At 38.9% G+C, this 21051-nt stretch carries 19 protein-coding genes and 1 pseudogene (1 of these 20 running past the window's edge); 12 read left to right on the top strand and 8 right to left on the bottom strand.

Features of this window, described 5'->3' with window-relative positions:
* The first annotated feature begins 209 nt into the window (after positions 1-209).
* Together istA and istB are read left to right on the top strand one after the other, a co-directional pair.
* Positions 210-1754, top strand: a complete 1545-nt coding sequence (gene istA / locus L655_RS0119185; RefSeq protein ID WP_024600838.1) for an IS21 family transposase — start codon at positions 210-212, stop codon at positions 1752-1754.
* Positions 1755-1768: 14 nt separating this feature from the next.
* A complete protein-coding gene (gene istB, locus L655_RS0119180; RefSeq protein WP_024603886.1) occupies positions 1769-2524 on the top strand; it encodes an IS21-like element helper ATPase IstB in 756 nt (251 codons plus the stop codon).
* Between the two features lie 315 nt (positions 2525-2839).
* Here istB and rlmB read toward each other — a convergent pair whose 3' ends face one another.
* The 5 genes and pseudogenes from rlmB to L655_RS01000000125895 all read right to left on the bottom strand — a co-directional run bounded on the left by rlmB (position 2840) and on the right by L655_RS01000000125895 (position 8823).
* Complete coding sequence (gene rlmB / locus L655_RS0119175; protein WP_002958023.1) at positions 2840-3583, bottom strand: 23S rRNA (guanosine(2251)-2'-O)-methyltransferase RlmB; 744 nt, start codon at positions 3581-3583, stop codon at positions 2840-2842.
* Positions 3580-6075: a ribonuclease R gene (gene rnr, locus L655_RS0119170; protein WP_024605980.1), complete on the bottom strand. Its 2496-nt coding sequence runs from the start codon at positions 6073-6075 to the stop codon at positions 3580-3582. Before rnr ends, rlmB begins: the two co-directional genes overlap by 4 nt.
* Positions 6076-6276: 201 nt before the next feature.
* Positions 6277-7011: an enoyl-CoA hydratase/isomerase family protein gene (locus L655_RS0119165; protein ID WP_024599311.1), complete on the bottom strand. Its 735-nt coding sequence runs from the start codon at positions 7009-7011 to the stop codon at positions 6277-6279.
* A gap of 98 nt (positions 7012-7109) precedes the next feature.
* Positions 7110-7724 carry a response regulator transcription factor gene (locus tag L655_RS0119160; protein ID WP_024599310.1) on the bottom strand — a complete coding sequence of 205 codons (615 nt, stop codon included), beginning with the start codon at positions 7722-7724 and terminating at the stop codon, positions 7110-7112.
* Positions 7724-8823: pseudogene (locus L655_RS01000000125895) on the bottom strand (histidine kinase). Before L655_RS01000000125895 ends, L655_RS0119160 begins: the two are co-directional and overlap by 1 nt.
* 325 nt (positions 8824-9148) lie before the next feature.
* Between L655_RS01000000125895 and L655_RS0119145 the strand changes: the two are divergent.
* The 4 genes from L655_RS0119145 to queG all read left to right on the top strand — a co-directional run bounded on the left by L655_RS0119145 (position 9149) and on the right by queG (position 13182).
* A complete protein-coding gene (locus tag L655_RS0119145) occupies positions 9149-10015 on the top strand; it encodes a DMT family transporter (protein WP_024594632.1) in 867 nt (288 codons plus the stop codon).
* Positions 10012-10716, top strand: coding sequence for a glycerophosphodiester phosphodiesterase family protein (locus L655_RS0119140; protein WP_024599309.1), 705 nt, complete (start codon positions 10012-10014; stop codon positions 10714-10716). Before L655_RS0119145 ends, L655_RS0119140 begins: the two co-directional genes overlap by 4 nt.
* Positions 10717-10761: 45 nt before the next feature.
* Entirely contained in the window at positions 10762-11982 is a 1221-nt protein-coding gene (locus L655_RS0119135; RefSeq protein WP_024605979.1) for a methyl-accepting chemotaxis protein, read from the top strand.
* 66 nt (positions 11983-12048) lie between these two features.
* Positions 12049-13182, top strand: coding sequence for a tRNA epoxyqueuosine(34) reductase QueG (gene queG, locus L655_RS0119130; RefSeq protein WP_024599307.1), 1134 nt, complete (start codon positions 12049-12051; stop codon positions 13180-13182).
* A gap of 46 nt (positions 13183-13228) precedes the next feature.
* Here the strand turns inward: queG and L655_RS0119125 are convergent, their stop codons facing one another.
* From L655_RS0119125 to L655_RS0119115, 3 genes are all read right to left on the bottom strand, one after another.
* Entirely contained in the window at positions 13229-14356 is a 1128-nt protein-coding gene (locus L655_RS0119125; protein ID WP_024599306.1) for a response regulator, read from the bottom strand.
* A gap of 54 nt (positions 14357-14410) precedes the next feature.
* On the bottom strand, positions 14411-16405 hold the full coding sequence (locus L655_RS0119120) for an ATP-binding protein (RefSeq protein ID WP_024605978.1): 1995 nt from the start codon (positions 16403-16405) through the stop codon (positions 14411-14413).
* Between the two features lie 119 nt (positions 16406-16524).
* Complete coding sequence (locus L655_RS0119115; RefSeq protein ID WP_024594637.1) at positions 16525-17013, bottom strand: GNAT family N-acetyltransferase; 489 nt, start codon at positions 17011-17013, stop codon at positions 16525-16527.
* 81 nt (positions 17014-17094) lie between these two features.
* Here L655_RS0119115 and L655_RS0119110 point away from each other — a divergent pair, with 81 nt between their 5' ends.
* From L655_RS0119110 to L655_RS0119085, 6 genes are all read left to right on the top strand, one after another.
* On the top strand, positions 17095-17670 hold the full coding sequence (locus L655_RS0119110) for a glutathione peroxidase (RefSeq protein WP_024605977.1): 576 nt from the start codon (positions 17095-17097) through the stop codon (positions 17668-17670).
* A gap of 86 nt (positions 17671-17756) precedes the next feature.
* Positions 17757-18038 carry a peptidylprolyl isomerase gene (locus L655_RS0119105; protein ID WP_002958009.1) on the top strand — a complete coding sequence of 94 codons (282 nt, stop codon included), beginning with the start codon at positions 17757-17759 and terminating at the stop codon, positions 18036-18038.
* Between the two features lie 64 nt (positions 18039-18102).
* Positions 18103-18681: a glutathione S-transferase family protein gene (locus L655_RS0119100; protein WP_024605976.1), complete on the top strand. Its 579-nt coding sequence runs from the start codon at positions 18103-18105 to the stop codon at positions 18679-18681.
* A gap of 17 nt (positions 18682-18698) precedes the next feature.
* Positions 18699-19049, top strand: a complete 351-nt coding sequence (locus L655_RS0119095) for a DUF2750 domain-containing protein (RefSeq protein ID WP_002958007.1) — start codon at positions 18699-18701, stop codon at positions 19047-19049.
* 99 nt (positions 19050-19148) lie between these two features.
* Positions 19149-19829 carry a hypothetical protein gene (locus tag L655_RS0119090; protein ID WP_024605975.1) on the top strand — a complete coding sequence of 227 codons (681 nt, stop codon included), beginning with the start codon at positions 19149-19151 and terminating at the stop codon, positions 19827-19829.
* Between the two features lie 148 nt (positions 19830-19977).
* A protein-coding gene (locus tag L655_RS0119085) for a M1 family metallopeptidase (protein ID WP_024605974.1) crosses the window boundary here: on the top strand, positions 19978-21051 show its 5' end (the start). The gene runs 1428 nt beyond the window's last position; the window shows 1074 of its 2502 coding nt (coding positions 1-1074); the start codon lies at positions 19978-19980; its stop codon lies beyond the right edge, outside the window.

Raw genomic sequence — 21051 nt, 5'->3', positions numbered from 1 at the left:
TGCATATTCCGGAGCATCGTGAACAGTGATTCCGGCCCATCGTGAACACCCGTTCTGGTTTTAGCGTGAACGCTCATTCCGGTTTTATCGTGAACACTTTTGACTGATTTTCCGGAATCGGTGTTCACACCAAACCAGTACAATTTCAACGCATTGATTATTAATTACTTTGTTAAGCTATTTCCTTTTTGTATTACTGAGGAAGGGATATGGCGACTAAGAGGATCACAATGCGTAAAATTCGAGAAGTGTTGAGGCTACATTTTGCTGCCCAACTCAGTGTCAGAAAAATAAGTGCCAGCACTAAGATCAGTGTCGGTGGTATTCAAAAACTACTCACTAAAGCCAGAGCTTTATCGTTAAGTTGGCCACTGCCCGACGAGCTTGATGATTCTGTGCTTGCTAGTCAGTTCTATCCTCGCGCCGACACTCGGCCATCCCAGCGATTTGAAGTGCCAGATTGGCCAGCCATTCGAAAAGAATTAACGGGCAAAGGCGTCACCAAGAACTTACTCTGGGAAGAATATACTCAGCAATATCCGAATCGTTGTTACAGCTATTCTCAGTTCTGCGATCGCTACATGACCTGGCTTAAAAAGCAAAAACGTTCGATGCGACAAGTGCATAAAGCAGGAGAAAAACTCTTTGTCGATTATGCGGGTCAAACGATGCCCATTGTTTGTAATGCGACGGGTGAAGTGAAGTTCGCCCAGATATTCGTGGCGGTGATGGGCGCATCAAATTATACATTTTGTGAAGCAACCTGGAGCCAAAGTCTACCCGACTGGATCGGCAGTCACGTGCGAGCATTTGAATTTATCGGCGGTATACCTGACATGGTTATCCCCGATAATTTACGCAGTGGTGTCAGTAAAGCGTGTCGCTACGACCCTGATGTTAACCCGAGTTATCAGCAATTGGCCGCGCATTATGGCACCGTGATTGTGCCTGCTCGTCCCAGAAAACCACAAGATAAAGCCAAGGCCGAAGTGGGCGTGCAAATCATTGAACGCTGGATACTCGCCAAGTTACGACACCAAACCTTTTTCTCATTAGCTGAGCTAAACCATTGCATCAAAGCCTTACTGCTTGAGGTCAATAATAAGCCCTTTAAGCAACTGAGTGGGACACGACAATCATGGTTCGAGTCAATCGACAAACCCGCCCTCGCGCCCATGCCCAAACTAGCTTATCAATTCACGGATATTAAACACGTCAAAGTGAATATTGATTATCACGTTCAGTATGATAACCATCTTTACTCGGTACCCCATCACTTGGTGGGTGAAAAGCTTGAACTTCATGCCAAAGACAACTTGATTGAGGCTTATTTCAAGCATAAACGCATCACCAGTCACCCGAGAAAATATCATCCGGGCATGACCACCACATCCGAGCACATGCCTGTAAAGCATGAGAAGCATCATAAATGGTCACCAGGGCGTTTAATGAATTGGGCGAAAGATATTGGAGATGACGTTTTGCTCTGGGTGAAAGCACAATTGGCACAGAAACAACATGAAGAACAAGCGTATCGTGTGTGCTTAGGCTTACTCAACCTATCAAGAAGCTATCCCGCCGATCGGCTCAATAACGCCTGTGCGATAGCCAATCAATACAGTTTATATCGGTTAAAACATATCAAAGACATACTCAGTAGCAACCAAGATAAATTGCCGCGAACGCAAGAAGAGCCGTCGACGTTATTGCCACAATCCCATGAAAATATCCGTGGTCCTAAAAGCTTCCATTAAGGTAAGGAAATTCTATGTTAGAACAAACGATAACTCAGCTTCGTCAACTCAAACTCAGTGGTATGGCCAACGCCTTAGTGAGCCAAATAGAACAACCAAGTACTTATGAAGGGTTGTCCTTCGATGAGCGACTACAACTGCTAGCAGACAGTGAAGCCCAAGACCGAGAGAGCCGAAAACAACAACGCTTACTTAAAGCGGCAAAACTTAAATTAGCCGCTAACGCCAGAGACATAGATTATCATCACCCGCGAGGTCTCAATCAATCGATGATGGCATCGCTACTGCAATGTGATTGGCTGAATAAATCACAAAACTTACTCATCACAGGCCCTTGCGGTAGCGGTAAAACCTATATCACTTGTGCGCTTGCGCATACAGGATGCATGAAAGGCTACAGCGTTAAATATTACCGACTCTCAAGGTTGATGCTTGCGCTGACACAAGCCAAAGCAGATGGCACTTACAGTCGAATGTTACAGTCACTCGCTAAGATCGACTTACTCGTTTTAGATGATTGGGGGCTTGAGCCACTTAAAGCGGCACAACGAAATGACTTAATGGAGATCATGGATGATAGGCACGGCAGTTCATCAACCGCCATCATCAGTCAATTACCCACCGAAGAATGGCATCAATCCATCGGCGATAATACCTTAGCCGATGCCATTTTAGATCGACTAATGCACAATGCTCATCGGATAAAATTAAAGGGGGAGTCTATGAGAAAAATTCAATCTAAAATTGACCATCGTGAACACTTAGGTTAAAAATGTCATGAACCCAATGCGTGGAATTTAAGTGTTCACGATAAAACCGGAATCGGTGTTCACCATCACCGGAATACGCAGATGGGCTACACTTACTCATTCTAACGAGTTAAATAGCTCTCTAGCTGCGTTAAAAATAACTCATATAAGAACAACTATATTTCGTTATTTTTGTCTTGCTATAGAGTTATTTTCCTATCGCTATAATAGAGTATCAATTGATATAAAATTAAAAGCGTAAATTACAGACACAAAAAAGCCGAGATTGAATTTCAATCTCGGCTTTTTAATACATAAAACTTATCGTTTTATATATTAGTTATTTGCGTTACGTTGGCGTAATACTTCAAACAAACAAATACCCGTGGCTACCGATACGTTTAAGCTTGAAACAGTACCCGCCATTGGGATTTTAACGAGCATATCGCAATGCTCACGCGTTAAGCGTCGCATGCCCTCGCCTTCTGCGCCCATAACAATAGCCATTGGCCCTGTTAAGCTTGCATCAAATACGTGATTATCAGTTTCGCCAGCGGTTCCTACAACCCATACGCCTGCATCTTTAATTTCGCGAAGCGTACGTGCAAGGTTAGTCACTTGAATAAGCGGTACTGTTTCGGCTGCACCACAGGCCACTTTACGTGCAGTACCGTTAAGCTTAGCCGATTTATCTTTAGGTACAATCACAGCGTGAACACCTGCCGCGTCTGCACTACGTAGGCATGCGCCTAAGTTATGCGGATCGGTAATACCATCAAGCACAAGTAAAAACGGTGTGTCTTCACGAGCGATTATCGCATCAAGATCTTTTTCATTAAACGTTGGCGCTGCTTTTACGTTAGCAATAATACCTTGATGCTGCTCACCTTTTGATTTGCTATCAAGGGCTTTACGCTGCATAAACTGTACTGAAATACCAAATTTACGTGCTTCATCAATAATCGGAGTTGAGCGTTTGTCGTCACGACCTTTAAGGGCGTAAATTTCTACAAAGCGCTCTGGTTCGCTTTCTAAAATTGCTTCAACAGAATGAAAGCCAAAAATTAATTCATTACTCACGTATTGTCTGCTCCTGGGCTAGTACGTTTGCGGGCATTTTTGCCTGCTCTTTTAGGCTTTTTAACGGCCTTTTTCTTTGGTTTTTTCTTTACGGCAGAGTCTGCTGCTTTTTTATCTACAGGTTTTGTTGCAGACTTATTTGCAGGCTTCCCTTTATCTTTATTTACTGGCTTTTTTTTACCTTTTGGTTTGTCATCGCTGTGCGACTTTTTACCTGGTACTTTGCCTGCTTTTAATTGCGAACGCACACTTGCTGGCGCATGCTCAGACTTACCTGAACCTTTTTTTGGTGCACGACGACGTGAGTACCTGTCTTGTGCAACATCGCCTTTAAGCGTTAAGTTTATACGGCGATCGTCTAAACTAACCGACGCAACTTTTACTGTTACTTTATCGCCAAGGCGATAAATTTTGTGAGAGTGCTCACCTATTAGGGTGTGTTTTGCAGCATCATGCGCAAAAAACTCATCGCCTAAATTAGTAACGTGAATAAGCCCATCAATTTGTAAATCGTCTAAACGAATAAACAAACCAAAATTGGTAACCGATGAAATAACACCATCAAACTCTTCACCTACATGGTCTTGCATAAACTCACATTTAAGCCAATCAGCTACTTCGCGAGTTGCATCGTCAGCACGACGCTCTGTTGTAGAACACTGCTCACCTAGTTGATCAACTTCATCGTCGGTATAAGCGTATTCGCCAGACGTTTGCTGACCTTGTGCTTTTATTACTGCTTTAATAGCACGATGCACTACTAAATCTGGGTAACGACGTATTGGCGATGTAAAATGCGCGTAAGCAGATAACGCTAAACCAAAGTGACCAATGTTATCTGGCTGATATACAGCTTGTTTCATTGAACGCAGTAACATAGTTTGAATAAGTTCAGCTTCTGGGCGGTCACCTAGTCGCGCTAATACTTGCGTTATTTCTTTTGGTGTTGGCTCGTCGCTTAATGTACTTTCAATACCTAACTCGCCTAAAAACTTAGTAAAATTGCCTAGTTTTTCTTGATCTGGTTCGTCATGCACACGATAAAGCGCACTCGCTTCATGCTTTTCAAGAATTTTAGCCGCTGATACGTTGGCTAAAATCATACATTCTTCAATGAGTTTGTGCGCGTCGTTACGAATAACAGGCACTATTGATTCTATTTTACGCTGAGCGTTAAATACAAAACGTGTTTCTAGGGTTTCAAACTCTATGGCACCACGGTCTTGGCGTGCTGCTTTAAGTGCCATGTACATTTGCTGTAAATCAGTTAAATGTGGCACAACGGCTGAGTATTCTTCGCGTAGTTTTTCGTCGTTTTGTAAAATGGCATTTACTTTGGTGTAAGTTAAACGTGCATGCGAGTTCATTATCGCTTCGTAAAACTTATAACCCGAAAGTTTACCCGCGCTCGACACGGTCATTTCGGCAACCATACATAAGCGATCTACTTTTGGATTAAGTGAACATAATCCGTTAGAAAGCACTTTTGGTAGCATCGGAATTACTTGCTCAGGAAAATACACTGAGTTACCACGCAAAATTGCTTCTTTGTTAAGCGGCGTGTTCATTCCTACGTAATGCGATACATCGGCAATAGCAACCCATAAGCGCCAGCCACCTGATTTTTTAGGTTCACAATATACGGCGTCATCAAAGTCGCGTGCATCTTCGCCATCAATAGTTACAAGTGGTAAATCACGTAAATCTACGCGACCTTGTTTGTCAGCTTCTTCAACAAATTCACCTAGATGAGCAACTTGTGCTTCAACTTCTTCTGGCCATACATGTGGAATATCGTGATTGCGCAGTGCAACTTCAATTTCCATACCTGGGGCTAAATGCTCACCAAGTACATCTATAACTTTACCTACCGCGTTCATGTTACGGCTTGGGTTTTGCGTAATTTTAACCTGCACCATTTGGTTATGGCGGGCACCGTTTTCGTTGCCTGGTAAAATCATTATATCTTGCGTTATGCGCGGGTCTTCAGCGACTACCACTGCAACACCGTGCTCAACAAAGTAACGGCCAACAATTGGCGCGCGCTCGTTAGTAAGCACTTTTATAATACGTGCATCGCATTTTGAGCCAGAACCACGTTTAGTCCCTTTAGCTAGTACAATGTCGCCATGTAACACCATATTCATTTGGTGCTTAGCAATAAACCAATCTTTACTCTCGCCTTCAACTTCTAAAAAGCCGAAACCGTCTCTGTGGCCTATTACTTTGCCTTTGGTTAAACCGGCTTCGTCAATTAGGGCGTAGCATTTAAATTTATTGAAATACAGCTGTCCGTCACGCTCCATAGCACGAAGGCGGCGTTTAAATGCTATTTGGCGTTCGTCATCGTTTACTGCTAGTTCTTCACATAATTGCGCGTAGTTAGCAGGCTTTGAACGCTCTTGAAGGTGAGTAAGTATAAACTCACGACTAGGGACTGGGTTTTCGTACTTTTCTTGTTCTCGACTGAGATTTGGATCTTGGTTTGACATTCACTATCTTGTTAGTTGGTTATGTAGGTATTTTAACCCATATAGTTATAATGAGACAGGTAAAAGCTATTAAACTTTTAAGAAAGCACTTTTACCTTGCTGTTTACCTTGCTGTATAGTTTAAAAATCTAGCGCAATGGGGCTTAACGACCCCTTAACTGCAAAGTGTTTAGTCATCTCGTAGCAATGCTAAAATCTATACTATTTTTTTTGTAGGTTTTTCCACAGCAGTTTACTTATATTATCAATAAAGCTTGGATCTTCTTCTTTCATTGTAAGTAAAATCTGCTTATTCATTTGTATTTTATTTTGAGCGTAAATCCAACGATTTTTATTAAATTGCTGGGCAAACTCAAGTACACCCGCTTGTAGTTCGTCGTTATTTGCAAACACAGCTTCAACTACTTTGTTCTCTAGCAACTGCTCTGCACCAACCCGCTCTCCTGACATAGCTAGACGATTAAAGAAAGTTTGCGAAATTGCCTTATTAATTATAGGAAACATCGACGGAACAAATGGCACCATTACATCCACTTCAGGAAAACAAAAAAAGCCTTTGTCTGATTTCATAAATCTAAAGTCGCACGCACACGCAAGTACAGAACCATTACCATAGGTATGCCCGTTTAACGCAGCAATAATAGGCATAGGAAAAGTAACTATACGTTTAAATAAGTCACTTATTTGAATCATAAAGTCAGAAATTGCTGCAGGTAAAATACTTGGATTAGACATCCATTGAAGGTCGATACCCAATGACCAGTTTTTATCACTTGAAGACGTTAAAATAACTGACTTAATATTTTGTTCAGCTTCAATGTGGTCTAGGTGTAAATTAAACTCAGCCAAAAACGCTGGGTTGTGGCGGTTTTCAGCAGTATTCATGGTGAGTATAGCGATATTATTTTTAGTTGTTAGTTCTATTAAATTTGCCATTAAAACCTCTTTTAGCGCTTTTTAAGCCAATTTTAAGCGCTGTTCGTTACTTTTACATATCATAGTAATACTTTGCTTATAATTTATAAACCCACTAATTAAAGCCACCCTTTTTGTTTAGCTATACGCGCAGCATCTATGCGGTTAGTGGCGTTTAATTTTGCAATGGCGTCCGATAGGTAGTTACGCGTAGTCCCTTCGCTAATAAATAGCTGCTTGGCTATGTCGCTTGTTTTAAGGCCATCGCTTGCAAGTTTAAGGGCTTTTCGTTCTTTGTCGGTAAGTGGATCTGCGTCGTCTAATGCATTAATAGCAAGCTCTGGGTCAATTACCTTTTGTCCCTGCATTACTTTTTTAAGCGCATTTATCAACTCTTCACTTGGTGCTTCTTTTAAAATAAAACCTTTTACGCCAGTCGTAAGCGCTCGCCTAATATAACCCGCACGAGAAAATGTAGTCATAATAACCATTTTTATAGCAGGAAATTTAGCGGCTATTTTTTCGCTAAGCTCTATACCATTCATGGTTGGCATTTCTATATCGGTTAAAATTATATCGGGATGCAAATCACTATCAAGCGCCTCAATTGCATTAAGTGCATCTTGCCCGTTACTTGCTTGACCAATAATCTCAATATTAAAATCAAGCCCTAACAATGCTGCTACTGCGTCGCGTACAAGCGCCTGATCTTCCACTAAATATACTCTGATCATTATAAATTCTTAGCTGTAATTGGCAGCACTACTTTAAAGTAAAATTATCGCCACAGGCAAATACTGCACTGCCATTTAGTTGCTCTGCTCGCTCTTTAATACCATTTAGGCCATTGCCCGAATTCAATGTACTGCACGGACCATGGTCAATTACGGTTATAAGTAACTGCTGCGCTGTTTGTTCTATATTTATTTCGCAATTTTTTGTATTGCTATGGCGTAATAAGTTAGTAACTGCCTCTTTAATTACAAGGCCTGCTATACCCCCTACTTTAGCGGGCAGAGCATTTAAAACCACATTAAATGAAACGTTAAATCCTTGCTCTATTAACCTTTGCTTTAACTGTGCTACTTGGCTGACAAGATTAAGCTGTTTTAAATCACTTACGGCGCTTCTTACATCGCTAAGTAACTGCCTTGCCAAATCGGCCACTTGTGCAATTTCGCTATTTGCTTGAGCGTAGCGCTCTCCTTGGTTTAATTTATTAGCAAGCTCAGCCTTTAGAGCAATAGATGAAAGTGAATGGCCTAAAATATCATGTAAGTCGCGAGCTATTCGTTCTCGCTCTGCAATAGCTGCTAATTGCTCTAGTTGGTTAGCGCTTTCTTGTTCGCGCTTTTTGTATAAGCTTTCTCTTTTTGCTGCAATACCGTAACTAAATAATGTGGCGCATAGAATCAAAGCAACGCCTAAAAAGTATTGAACCTTACCTATATCACCAATATATGTGCTTAATAAAACCGTGAATATAATTGCGATCGCAGCATAAATTCTTTGACGGGAGCTGTAAGAGTAGCCTGCTATATAGGCTACGAAACCAAATAAAGTAGGCGTACCTGTGGTGTAAAAAGTAGCGCAAAAACAAATTAAGAGCATGGCTAAAAATAACTTAGTCACCCCTGCACTTTTACAGTTTATTGCTTTTATATACAAAAGAATAAAAGCAACATAGAAGGCTAAAGACATAACAATTTGGTTAACGGTAAAGCTCGCAAAATTAATTATTAGCGGGAGTAAATAAAAGCCGGTAAAAATTAAATGTCCATATTTCCAAAAACCTTTATCGCTTTGTTGAGAAAAGCTGCTTAACGAGCTCATACTAATACCTCAGGCATATTATTTTTACTTATAGCACTATTTTTATTAATAAATATAAATAACATAAAAATGCATACCAGCATAAAGCAATCTGCGTACGTAACCGTAAAACTTAACGCCTCTAGCACTTCATTAATAGTTAAGCTGATTAAAATTAAAGAATTCATAATTATCTCCTGTTGAGTAAGGTAACTATGCCCGCGTACAAAAATAATAAGAGTGTGAAGTGTCATCAACTTTAATGACTTTTGTCATGCGGAAAAAATTCATCTTAAGAATTTTTAAGCAATGTTAATATATTCAAAAAGTACAACAAGGAAACTAAATGCAGCCTCAGCAACAAAGTTTAATTTATTTACACATAGCGGTATTACTTTTTGGCGGGACCGCTCTATTTGCCAAACTTATTGGTTTAAATGCTTTAGATATTACCGTTTACAGAACTGCAATTGCAGGAATGGCTATTTTAGCCATGCTTTATTTTCAAAAAAAACAAATTAAACTCAACAAACCTAAAGACTATCTTATTGCATTATTTTTAGGTGTTGCGGTGGGTATTCACTGGGTTACCTATTTTGCTGGTATGCAAATGGCCGGTATAACTATTGGAATGCTCGCATTTTTTAGCTATCCCGTAATGACGGTGTTTTTAGAACCCTTATTTAATAAAAGTAGGCCAAAAGCAAAAGATATAATAAGTGCGGCGGTGGTTGTTTTAGGTATTTACCTGTTAGTCCCAAGTGCAAATTTAGGCGATGATGTAACCCTAGGTGTAATAACAGGTGTTATATCGGCATTGTTTTTTTCAATCAGAAACATTACTCATAAGCGCTACTTTAGCCAATATGGCGGGCCGCAAACGATGTTTTATCAAACCTTAGTGGCAAGCATTATGTTGTGTGCATTTATAGAAGTACCAGTGTATGAGGTTAGTAATCATGACCTGATTTTAATTGCTGTAGCGGGTGTTATATTTACAGCTACACCGCACTCGTTATTTGCAGCAAGTTTAAAGCATTTATCAGCGGCAACTGCGGGGTTAATTTCTTGCTTGCAGCCACTTTATGGCACCATACTGGCTATAGTAATTATTCATGAACGTCCTACTGTTATGACGTTAGTTGGTGGAGCACTCATAGTGAGTGCCGCTTGTTTTGAAACGTGGTCAATCACTAAAAAGGCTCGACAATGAAAGTATTTGCACACCGTGGTGCCAGTGGGGATTTTCCTGAAAACACCAAAAGCGCTATTTTAGAAGCGTTAAAAGTAGGTGTTGATGGTATTGAAGTAGATATTCAAAGTTCCTTCGATGATTACATGGTAATACACGATTCATGGCTTGATAGAACCACCAGCGGTAAAGGCAGGGTGAGTAACTTTACCGCTCATGAGCTCTCTAAGCTTGATGCTGGAAATGGTGAAAAAATTCCTACTCTTCAGCAGCTGTTTGATTGGAATAACAATAAATCTTTATTAAATATTGAGCTTAAACACACGTTTGCACTAGAAAGGTTTGTGGCTCAATTAGAACAAAACATTGAAGCTAAAAAAATATCGAAAACCAATATTTTAGTATCATCGTTTGATCATCATCAACTACAGTGGCTTAAAAACAAGCTACCATGGCTTAAAATAGGCGCCCTTACTTCTTCTATTCCAATTAACTATGCAAAGTTTGCTAGTGATTTAAACGCTTATAGCGTACATGCAGATAAAACCTTTATAAATAAGGCCTTTGCAGAGGATGCAAAAAAAAGAGGCCTAAAGATTTATGCTTATACAGTCGATAGGGAAGAAGATATAGCGCTAATGCTTGAGTATGGCATAGACGGAATTTTTACAAATTACCCAGCGCGAACCAAAGCTTACTTGTTGTCGTTACAAAAAGGCTAACTTACATTCCCCTCACTTAAATAACAATCGTAGGGCTTGAGCATAATGAGTGGTTTCATGAAAATTTATAACTATATAGAGCAAACATTCTTTTTTACGTTAACCCGTAAAATAGTCGGTAATTTAAGTTTTGTATTATTGTTCCAAGCAATTACGTTATTTTGGCTGCATCAGAGTTTAAGCGAACAACAGCAAAGTACAGGGCTATTTTGGCTGCTTACGCTTGTGATTATATCTGGTTTTATTTTTACTCTTTTTTATATGCGTTTTTTAATTGTTCGCCCTGTTACTGCTATGCGCGATACTTTGATAAAAATAAACCAACAAGATGCAAATTTAGCAGCAAAACTTCCCCACTTTTCGTATGACGAATTTAAAGATTTAAGTACACAATATAATATATTTACTGCCCATTTAAGTGAGTTGCTCAGCACAACATATAACAGTGCTCAAGCTAGTGCACACAGTAATATACAAGTCACTGAATCGATGAAAAATACTGAGCAATCAAGCGAGCAACAAATACAGTTAAGCCACAGTATTATTAATGCCAGTATGCAAATAACCCAAAGCTTACAAAACATAGTAAATAATACAGATAGCGTGCATAACGTTAATAATGAACACCTTAACTTTGTAAAACTATCTGCATCAGAGCTCGCTGCTTTAGTAAAGCAGGTTAAACTTATTACTAATATGCTAGGTAGCTTTTCAAATACAATTGCGGGACTGAAAGAGAACAGTGAAAACATTCGTAGTATTTTAAAAATGGTTGAAGAGTTTTCTGATCAAACTAATTTGTTAGCCCTTAACGCCGCAATAGAAGCAGCTAGAGCGGGTGAAGCTGGCAGAGGATTTGCCGTAGTTGCAGACGAAGTACGCACACTTTCAATAAAGGTAAGTGGCGCAACTAGGCAAATAAGCGACTTTATAAATCAGATGAATGATTTGGTAAACGAGACAAATAAAGAGTCAGAGCAATTAATGACTCACTCCAATAATGCACAAAGCTCAATTAGTGCAACCTCCGAGGGTTTTACAAAAATGCTTAGTGAGTTTGAGCACAACCAACAACAACTACAACAAATAGCCAGTGCTGTACATATGCTTGAGGGCACTCAAACTAATACTCACCAATCGGTAGAGCAAATAGTAGCTTTAGGTGAGCAAGCTAAACAGCAAATAGATACGGCATTAGCCGATAGCGAGCAATCTCAACAGTTAAGCTTACAGACCCAACAACAGTTAAAGCGCTTCGTGCGCTAAGAAGCGTTTTCGGGCTCAGAGAAATATGGTAAATTACGCAGCTATTAATTTAAGTGTGTGAAGTGTGTGAGCAACCCTACCCCAGACTATGAAAAATTAGCCCTACAAATAAAAACCTGGGGGCAAGAGCTTGGTTTTAGCGAAGTAGGTATTACTGATATTGACCTATCTAAGCACGAAGCCCAATTGCAACGCTGGCTTGATGCTGGCTACCACGGCTCGATGGATTATATGGCTGCTCACGGCATGAAACGCGCTCGCCCTGCTGAATTAGTACCAGGTACACAGCGTGTTATATCCGTAAAAATGAATTATCTCCCTCCCGATGCTGGCTTTGCAAAAACCTTAAAAAATAAAGAAAAAGCCTATATAAGTCGTTATGCACTGGGTCGTGATTACCATAAATTAATGCGTAATCGTTTAAAAAAACTTGGCCAAAAAATAGAGCAAGAAATTGGCGAATATGGCTTTAGGCCATTTGTAGATTCAGCCCCGGTACTTGAGCGTCAACTTGCAGAAAAAGCCGGTTTAGGGTGGCGTGGTAAGCATTCGTTATTGATTAATCAAGAAGCAGGATCGTGGTTTTTTTTAGGCGAGCTATTTATTGATTTACCTCTACCAATAGATGCAGAGAACACGTTTGAAGGCTGCGGAAAATGTGTTGCTTGTATTACTCTTTGCCCAACAGGTGCAATTGTAGAGCCTTACGTTGTTGATGCACGTAAATGCATATCGTACTTAACGATAGAACACCAAGGCCCCATACCCGAACAATACCGAACTTTATTAGGCAACCGTATCTATGGTTGTGATGATTGCCAGTTGGTATGCCCTTGGAATCGTTATGGACAAATAACGGATGAAAATGACTTTCATCCCCGTACTCAATTAAAAAATAAAGATTTACTTGAGCTATTTGCTTGGGATGAGCCTACATTTTTAAAAAATACCGAAGGCAGCCCTATTCGCCGTATAGGTCACGAACGTTGGTTACGTAATATAGCGGTCGGTTTAGGTAATGCAGAGTTTAGCCCGGCTATTATTCATGCTTTACAAGATAAAAGCCAAATATCCAGCGAGCTTGTTTTAGAACATATTGAATGGGCGCTTGCTCAACAAAACGATAAACAACGATTACAAACTCGTAAAACGGCTAGGTTAATCAGAATCGTAGAAAAAGGCTTACCCAGAGATGCATAATGCAGTTGGAGTAAGCCTTAAAGTAACATTATTTAATTAATTATATTTAGCTCTTTAAAAGCAATGACAGGTCTTGCTCAATTTCAGCAAAAGCTGCTTTGACTTGTTTAACAGACTCTTCTCTTGCTACTGAGTTTTGGATAGTTTCATCTACTTTTTTATAAATAAACACCTCCTGATCTTCATCCAGTCCCATTGATGGGATACGTTCTTCGAGCTCTTCTTGTAACTGTTTAAACACTTTTTCGTTGTTTTGACGGTTTTCATTCAACAAGCTAATTAAGCTATGAAACTTACTATGAACAGTACTTGCTACGGCATTAAGTTTCGCTCGTTGTGATTCAAGCATTTTCTTGGTCATGATGGCGCGTAGCTGCTGCTCGGTAACACTGACAATAAAACATACGTGGTCGCGTATACGACCATGCTTATCAGGGTCATGATCGGGCATATTTAAAATGAGTAAGCTAATCAATTCATAGTTAACTAAAATTCGGTGCGAAAACTCATGTAAGCGCCCTTTGTTTTTCAGCATTTCAAATAGCTCCACCACAATAGGTGAACACACGCCGTTTAGCGCAAAGTGGCTAATTTCATTATTTTCTCTAAATTCTACATTGCTTTGTAAATCGAAAGACTGAAGGCAATCTACAAGCGCTTTACCTAGCTCTTGAGGATCGTTAATAAAGCCTATGTTTTCAACGTAGTTAACTATTTGCCCCATTTCACTGCTATTGGCCATTGCATTAAATGCAGTTGATGTTGCATCTTCAACTTGCTTTTCTAGGCTTTGCTTTTCAACGAGTACTTGATTTAAATTTTTAAGCTTAGATTTAAGTTCGTCATGGCCAAAAGGTTTTACAATATAATCTTCTGCGCCAACAGAATAGCCTTCCATGCGTTCTTCAACAGTACCGCGAGCAGACACAAACATAACAATAATGTGTGCGGTATTTGGATTTGCTTTAAGTGCTTTACATACTTCATAGCCGTTCATTTGCGGCATACTTACGTCGAGTAATATAACCTGAGGCATATAACCTTCAACCATGTTTAAACACTCAGGACCACTTGTTGCTACTTGTAATTCAAAATCAAGCTCCTCTAAAATTTCCTCTATAATTTCTAGGTTAAAGGGTTCGTCATCAACGGCAAGTATTTTAGTTAAGGCCATAATTTATCATCCATTCAAACTCTTTAAAAAGTTACTTGGTATGCCAAAAAACAATTAATTAGTGTGTTGTATTAACTGTTCTTCAGCTAAATGCTCGTCTAAGTTTATTTCTAATGGCACTTGTATAGATATAGTTGCACCACCATTTTCGTTGTTACGTGCAGTGATCTCACCTTGGTGTAAAGATACAAACTCTCGACACAAAGCAAGACCGAGCCCTGTACCACCAGCACCGCTATTTGTTTTACTGCTTTGTACAAACTTAGTAAAAATATGCTCTAGTTCATCTTCTGGTATACCGACCCCATTATCGGTAACCTTTATGGTGGCAAGTTTATTATCTGACTCTAAATTTACCTGTATTTTACTTTTTGGTTCACTAAATTTAAGTGCATTACCCAATACGTTTCGAAGTAGCTGGTTTATTTGCTCTTCATCACATTGCGCAATTACAGGTAATAGCTGTGCGGTAAATACAATCTCAATTTCTTTTTCCATTGCCGTACCAGATACATCATCAATACTTGTTTTAATGATGTTAGCTAGATTATACGGACGAGGATTAAATGGAAACTTACCCACATCTAACTTAGATAGATCGAGTAAATTATTCAGTAATGACAGTAAACGCTCGCCACTACTCTCTATGCGAGATAGGTATTTAATGAGTTTTTCTTTTGCAAAATCTCCAGCATCTAATTTGCTTAAACCAAAACGTGAAAAACTTAAAATCGAATGCATAGGGGTTCGAAGTTCATGCGACATATTTGCTAAAAATTCTGATTTACTTAAATTTGCAGCTTCAGCCACATTTTTAGCGTGCTCGAGTTGTGAAGTACGCGCTCTTACTTGCTCTTCAAGGATATCTTTTGCTTCAAGTAGTAAATCTTCTTTTTGCTTAAGGTGGGTTACATTTTTAAATATTACGGCAAGTGCTATTTCGCCATGGTGATCTATCTCATTAAAAGATCCCACTAGCGGTATATAGCCCCCAGCTGTTTTAGATAAACGTAAGTCGCAACTAAATTGGCGATTACTATTTAATGTCGATATTTTATTTTTAATACCTAATGTTGAATCATCATCTAAAAAGCTAAATACTGATTTACCTTCTAGTTCGTTAAACGGTAAGTTAAATAGTTTTAAACAAGCATCATTAGCTTCTATCACTCTACCGCATTTCTCAAACAACATAATTGCATCGGGCGTATGTTTATAAATAACCTGAAGTAGGCTGTCTTTTTCAATTAGGGCATCAACCGTATCTTGTAGCCTTTCTACAAGCTCTGCGTTATGACGTTTTAATAACTCTGTTTGCCATAATTTATGTATTGATTGTAATAGTGAGCTATCGTTTAAAGGTTTAATAAGTACATCTTCTACGCCTTGACGAATTGCGTCGATCATTGAAACTTGATCAGGGCGTGAGGTAAATAATAAGCAACGGCAATGTGGTTGGGTTACTTTTAAATTTGAAAAAATTCCTAAACCTGTTCCGTCATCTAAAATAAAATCGCTTATCAGTATATCTATTTGCTTTTCTTTACTAATTTCTAAAGCTTCTGCGGAGGTTGTTGCAGTATGAGTCTCGATATGAGCACCGATCAAACTATTTTTCATTTTTTCGAGACGTTCAGGAACATGATCGACAAGTAAAATAGTAGGTAATTGCAAAATATGGTTAGAGCCTAATTCTAATAGGCTCTCTAAAAGAGAAGTAATTTCTTTATTAGAAAAAAATGGGTAGACCACGGTTGCGTCAGGCGCAATATGATTTAGCTCGCTAAACGCAGTTAGTTGTTCACCGCTTTGTGCTTTTGGCGCAAGCAGCATAAAGCGCTCTTGCGCTACTTCGCTTACAAGCGGTTTTATAGAATCAACAGGCACACCATGGGCAACAACAACTAAGTCGTAATCGCCTATATTGGTATACATGTCTAGCATGCTGAAATGAATTAATTCGACCTCACCCCCTATTAATTCTAAAAGCACTTTCACACGCATTGCGATGACACTGCTACTATCAATAATTAATATTTTTCGAATCATCAAGCCACACTTTAAATTAATAAACTTAATATCCCAACAGCGTAGTCTATTTTTATTTAATTGGCATAAACCCTTCGTCTTATTTTGTAAAAAAATATTACAACATTATGAAAAATAATTTATTCCAGATGTTTTCCAAAAATAGTAAGGCTATACGCCTTATCATCCATTATGGCAACGCTTGGCAACTCACCCCATATTGCAAAATCAAAATGCTTAAACAATTTAACACTCGGTAAGTTATGACTAAAAATAAAGCCGAGTAATACTTTAATATTTAATTGCTTAGCTTGTGTTTGAGCAAATATCATTAGCTTTTTACCAAGCCCTTTACCTTGCGCTTTACTGGTAATGTAAATGCTCATTTCTACTGTGCCGTCGTAAGCTGGGCGCCCATAAAACGATTTATAACTTACCCAAGCAAGTACTTGGTTATTTTCGCAGTAAACGTAAATAGGCCTTTTATCGTTGTGGCTATTAAACCAGTCACGCTTTTCGTCAACGCTCACTTCTTGCGTATCTGCAGTTACCATTCGCCCTGCAATGGTTTCGTTATAAATGGCTACAATTTCACTAAGATCATCAATAGTTGCTAAACGGGTTGTCATAGGTCATTCAAAGGTTGATCAATTTGTTTCATATTAGCGTATGATTATCCAATCAAACAATTGAAAAGTTTAGGTAATGTAATGCTAAAAAAAATTATAATAGGATTAATGGCTTTATTTATTAATGCCCCACTCCACGCTGAAACATCATCAACTATAAACCAAACCTCTACCCAAGACTGTCAAGATTTTACCAATGTCGATATTCGAAAGCTGCGCTCAAAAGAATCTATTAATTTATGCCAATTTAAAAATAAGCCTTTATTAATAGTAAACACGGCAAGCAACTGCGGTTTTACACCCCAATTTAAAGGCCTTGAAGCGCTATATCAGCGATACAAAGAACAAGGTTTAGTCGTATTAGGGTTCCCTTCTGATGATTTTTTTCAAGAAGAGGATAGTGAAAAAGAAACTGCAAAAGTATGCTTTGTAAATTATGGTGTAACCTTTCCTATGTTTGCTACAAGCGAAGTTCGTGGTAGCGAAGCGAATCCAATTTTTAAATATTTGAATGAGCAAACTAGCTCTCCAAATTGGAACTTTTATAAGTACTTAGTGTCTGCTGATCGTGAGACGGTTTTACGGTTTAACAGCAAAGCAGCACCTGATTCAGAACAAATGATTGCTGCAATTGAAACTGTGCTTTCTGATAAATAAGTTTATACTGGTACAATTAGTTGAAACTAACTAGAATGATATTTTAATTCGGTTAAAAAAACACCACACTATACTCGGGAGATTTTATGACAGTAGCAAGCGCACGACATATACTTGTAGACAGTGAAGCACAATGCTTAGACTTAAAAACAAAAATTGAGCAAGGCGAAGACTTTGCTGAATTAGCCAAAGCGCATTCAAACTGCCCATCAGGTCAAGATGGCGGTGCTCTTGGTGAGTTTGGTCCTGGTATGATGGTTCCAGAGTTTGATAAAGTTGTGTTTTCAGCTCCAATTAACCAAGTACAAGGCCCTGTGCAAACTCAATTTGGTTATCATTTACTTGAAGTTACTAGCCGTTCAGAATAAATTTAACTGTATCGTAAGTAACGTTTTATAAAAGCCGCTTATGCGGCTTTTTTATGGAGTAATTATGCAATTAATTGGTTCTGTACCTTCACCTTACGTGCGCCGAATTAGAATTTGGGCACAACAAAACAACTGTAAACTAGAGCTTGTGAGTCTTGATATATTTTCTGAGCAAGATCGCCCTACTATGGCCAGTAAAAATCCAGCTCGAAAGATTCCCATTCTGGTAGATGGCGACTTAACACTTAGTGACTCTAATTCTATATTGCGCTATTTACTTGAAAAAACAGGACAACCAAAACTAACGTGGCCGCAAGAGCACTTACTTACGACTATAAATGCTTGTAACGATTCGCTAGTAGAAATGCTGCTATGTGAACGCTCTGGATTTGACACCAAAAGCGATAAACTCTTTTTTAATTTGCAAAACGAACGAATTGAACAAACATTAAGCTTTTTAAATACCCATTTAAGCGATGAAGAATTTAAAAGCTGTGAATACCTCAACATCAGTTTATACTGCCTGCTTGATTGGATTTGCTTTCGTGAATTAACTGACTTTAGTCAGTATTCAGAGCTTGTTGCTTTTCATAAGCAATATGGCAAGCGTCAAGCAGCAATAGATACTAATCCTCGTCACTAATTTAAAAAGGTAAACACATGAGCGATATCGAAATTGAATCACAACTAGTTAACTTTGTAGAAAAAGTACGTGTTAGCGAAGTAATTTGGGCACTTGGTGCAGAAGATAATGGCTTTGTAGTGTGCGATTCTAACCAATTTGACGAAACTGACGTACTACTGCTTTGGGAAAGTGAAGAAGCAGCTAAAGCGCAATGTAAAGAAGAGTGGAAAGACTACAGCCCTGTAGAAATAAATCTTGATGAATTTTTAGATGCATGGGTTGAAGATTTAAATGAAGATAACGCACTTGTTGGCATTAACTGGAATGATGACCAAGTATGTACAGAGATTGAACCTACTGGTTTAGCTCGCGCTTTAAGTGAGTAATACTTTATACGCTTTATTTTAAGAGCGAATAAAACCCGACTAGCATCTACTGCTAGTTGGGTATAAAATAAAACACATCATTATTTTCAAGGTATTACGTTGAAAACCCATCTTGGTCGCCGGCCCTTTTCAGCCATGGAACTGCACACTCTTTATAATGGATATATATACGGTGATTTTAAAGTTGCACGTGAGCAACCAAAACACTGGCATTTTTGGCTTCCTCTAATTGCATATTACAGTGGTGCATATAGCGATGAAATTGGCTATCTAACGCTTGATGATCTGTCTCTTGAAAAAGATGTCTTATGTTTTAATTTTCATACTCACGGTAAGATAAAACCTCGCTTAGTTCCAGTGCATCAGGCACTTATAGATGCCGGGTTTAATGAATACTTAGCATTCATGAAATCACAAAATCAACAACGATTAATGTTCGACTTACCCGCTAAAACTGGCAGATACAGTGAAAAAGTCCGTATTTGGTTTTCAGGTGAAGGTGAGCGAGCCGGCTATTTACAAAAGTGTGATATACCAAACGTTGATCAACTCGGTATGAAAACAGCAATAAGCAGCCTTCGTCTTAACTTTGAGCAACAAGTGCGTATACATGCTCTGCAAGCCAACTCTAAAGACGCCTTTAATTACCTCATGGGATTTAACGAATACCCACATAATGAATTTAAGGACGTGCTTTTATTAAATAACGTGATCCAAAAAATACGTATAATTAACTCACACCTGCATTGGCAGCGTTTTATAACACGCGAAAGCCACTGACAAACTTTGTTACTATTTCCCCTTAAAGTCATCGTTATAATCAATTACTCTATTAAAAAAAACTGTTAGGATATCTGACCCCCTAATAATATGAGCATAAAAAAGCCTATTTAGGGTAGTTTCTAACAACAACAATCTAGGGATCACTATGTTTCTTAAAAGCCTCTTAACAGTGAGCGTTGCTTTGGCAATGGGTGCTGCAAACGCTAACGAATTCGTTATTGAAAAACTCGCAAAACCAAGTTCTCAACAGGTATCGTTAACACTCGATCCGAGCCAAGATACATTCACAGGGATAACTGAGATTTCCCTAGAAGTACTAAAACCAACAAAATACATTGAATTAAATGGCGTAGCTTACGCTGTTAAAATGGCGCAACTGCTTGGCGACGAAAACTGTGACTTAAACAACGAAATGCTTAAAACAGGTAAAGTTAAATTTAGCTGTGATGAGCAAATCCAACCAGGTAAATACACCCTTAAAGTTGATTTTTCAGCGCCATATAATCGTCAAAGCGTTGGTTTATACAAAACGTTAGACCAAGGCACACCTTATTTATTTACTCAATTTGAAATGAGTGATGCACGCCGTGCATTTCCTGTTTTTGATGAGCCAAGTTACAAAATTCCATTTCAGTTAACGATTACTGCACCTACATCACAAAAAGTATATTCAAATACGCCAGAACTAAAAACAACGGTTGATGGCGATATGACCACACACTTTTTTGATAAAACGCCGCCAATTCCTTCATACTTAGTCGCGATGGCTGTTGGCCCATTTGAAGAATTAGATATTAAAGGCATGCCAATTCCTGGTCGTGTAATTACCCCTCAAGGTAAAATTCACTTAGCCCAATACGCAAAAGAAAACATGCCAAAAGTACTGGGCGCACTTGAAGCGTATTTTGGTATTCCTTACGTTTACAAAAAATTAGACTCAGTAGCGGTACCAGAGTTTCCATTTGGCGCAATGGAAAACTCAGGCTTAGTAACCTACCGAGAAGATATTTTATTAGTTGATTTAGCTGCAGCAACACGCAGTAAAAAACAGCGTAATGTATCAATTATTGCTCATGAACTTGCTCACCAATGGTACGGTAATTTAGTAACCATGAAATGGTGGAACGACTTATGGTTAAACGAAGCGTTTGCTAGCTGGATGGCTGCAAAAATTACTAAGCAGCTTAACCCTGAGTTTGAATCGCACTTAGACCTGCCA

It is taken from the genome of Pseudoalteromonas sp. TAE79, assembly GCF_000498015.1.
GTDB lineage: Bacteria > Pseudomonadota > Gammaproteobacteria > Enterobacterales > Alteromonadaceae > Pseudoalteromonas.
Note: the sequence above shows the minus strand (reverse complement) of the source record. Positions and strands in the feature narration are given on the sequence as shown.

What these genes read in the sequence shown, in the direction of transcription:
- istA (WP_024600838.1), top strand. Translation starts at nt 210, where the DNA reads ATGGCGACTAAGAGGATCACAATGCGTAAAATTCGAGAAGTGTTGAGG.
- istB (WP_024603886.1), top strand. Translation starts at nt 1,769, where the DNA reads ATGTTAGAACAAACGATAACTCAGCTTCGTCAACTCAAACTCAGTGGT.
- rnr (WP_024605980.1), bottom strand. Translation starts at nt 6,075, where the DNA reads ATGTCAAACCAAGATCCAAATCTCAGTCGAGAACAAGAAAAGTACGAA.
- L655_RS0119165 (WP_024599311.1), bottom strand. Translation starts at nt 7,011, where the DNA reads ATGGCAAATTTAATAGAACTAACAACTAAAAATAATATCGCTATACTC.
- L655_RS0119160 (WP_024599310.1), bottom strand. Translation starts at nt 7,724, where the DNA reads ATGATCAGAGTATATTTAGTGGAAGATCAGGCGCTTGTACGCGACGCA.
- L655_RS0119145 (WP_024594632.1), top strand. Translation starts at nt 9,149, where the DNA reads ATGCAGCCTCAGCAACAAAGTTTAATTTATTTACACATAGCGGTATTA.
- L655_RS0119140 (WP_024599309.1), top strand. Translation starts at nt 10,012, where the DNA reads ATGAAAGTATTTGCACACCGTGGTGCCAGTGGGGATTTTCCTGAAAAC.
- L655_RS0119135 (WP_024605979.1), top strand. Translation starts at nt 10,762, where the DNA reads ATGAGTGGTTTCATGAAAATTTATAACTATATAGAGCAAACATTCTTT.
- L655_RS0119125 (WP_024599306.1), bottom strand. Translation starts at nt 14,356, where the DNA reads ATGGCCTTAACTAAAATACTTGCCGTTGATGACGAACCCTTTAACCTA.
- L655_RS0119120 (WP_024605978.1), bottom strand. Translation starts at nt 16,405, where the DNA reads ATGATTCGAAAAATATTAATTATTGATAGTAGCAGTGTCATCGCAATG.
- L655_RS0119115 (WP_024594637.1), bottom strand. Translation starts at nt 17,013, where the DNA reads ATGACAACCCGTTTAGCAACTATTGATGATCTTAGTGAAATTGTAGCC.
- L655_RS0119110 (WP_024605977.1), top strand. Translation starts at nt 17,095, where the DNA reads ATGCTAAAAAAAATTATAATAGGATTAATGGCTTTATTTATTAATGCC.
- L655_RS0119105 (WP_002958009.1), top strand. Translation starts at nt 17,757, where the DNA reads ATGACAGTAGCAAGCGCACGACATATACTTGTAGACAGTGAAGCACAA.
- L655_RS0119100 (WP_024605976.1), top strand. Translation starts at nt 18,103, where the DNA reads ATGCAATTAATTGGTTCTGTACCTTCACCTTACGTGCGCCGAATTAGA.
- L655_RS0119095 (WP_002958007.1), top strand. Translation starts at nt 18,699, where the DNA reads ATGAGCGATATCGAAATTGAATCACAACTAGTTAACTTTGTAGAAAAA.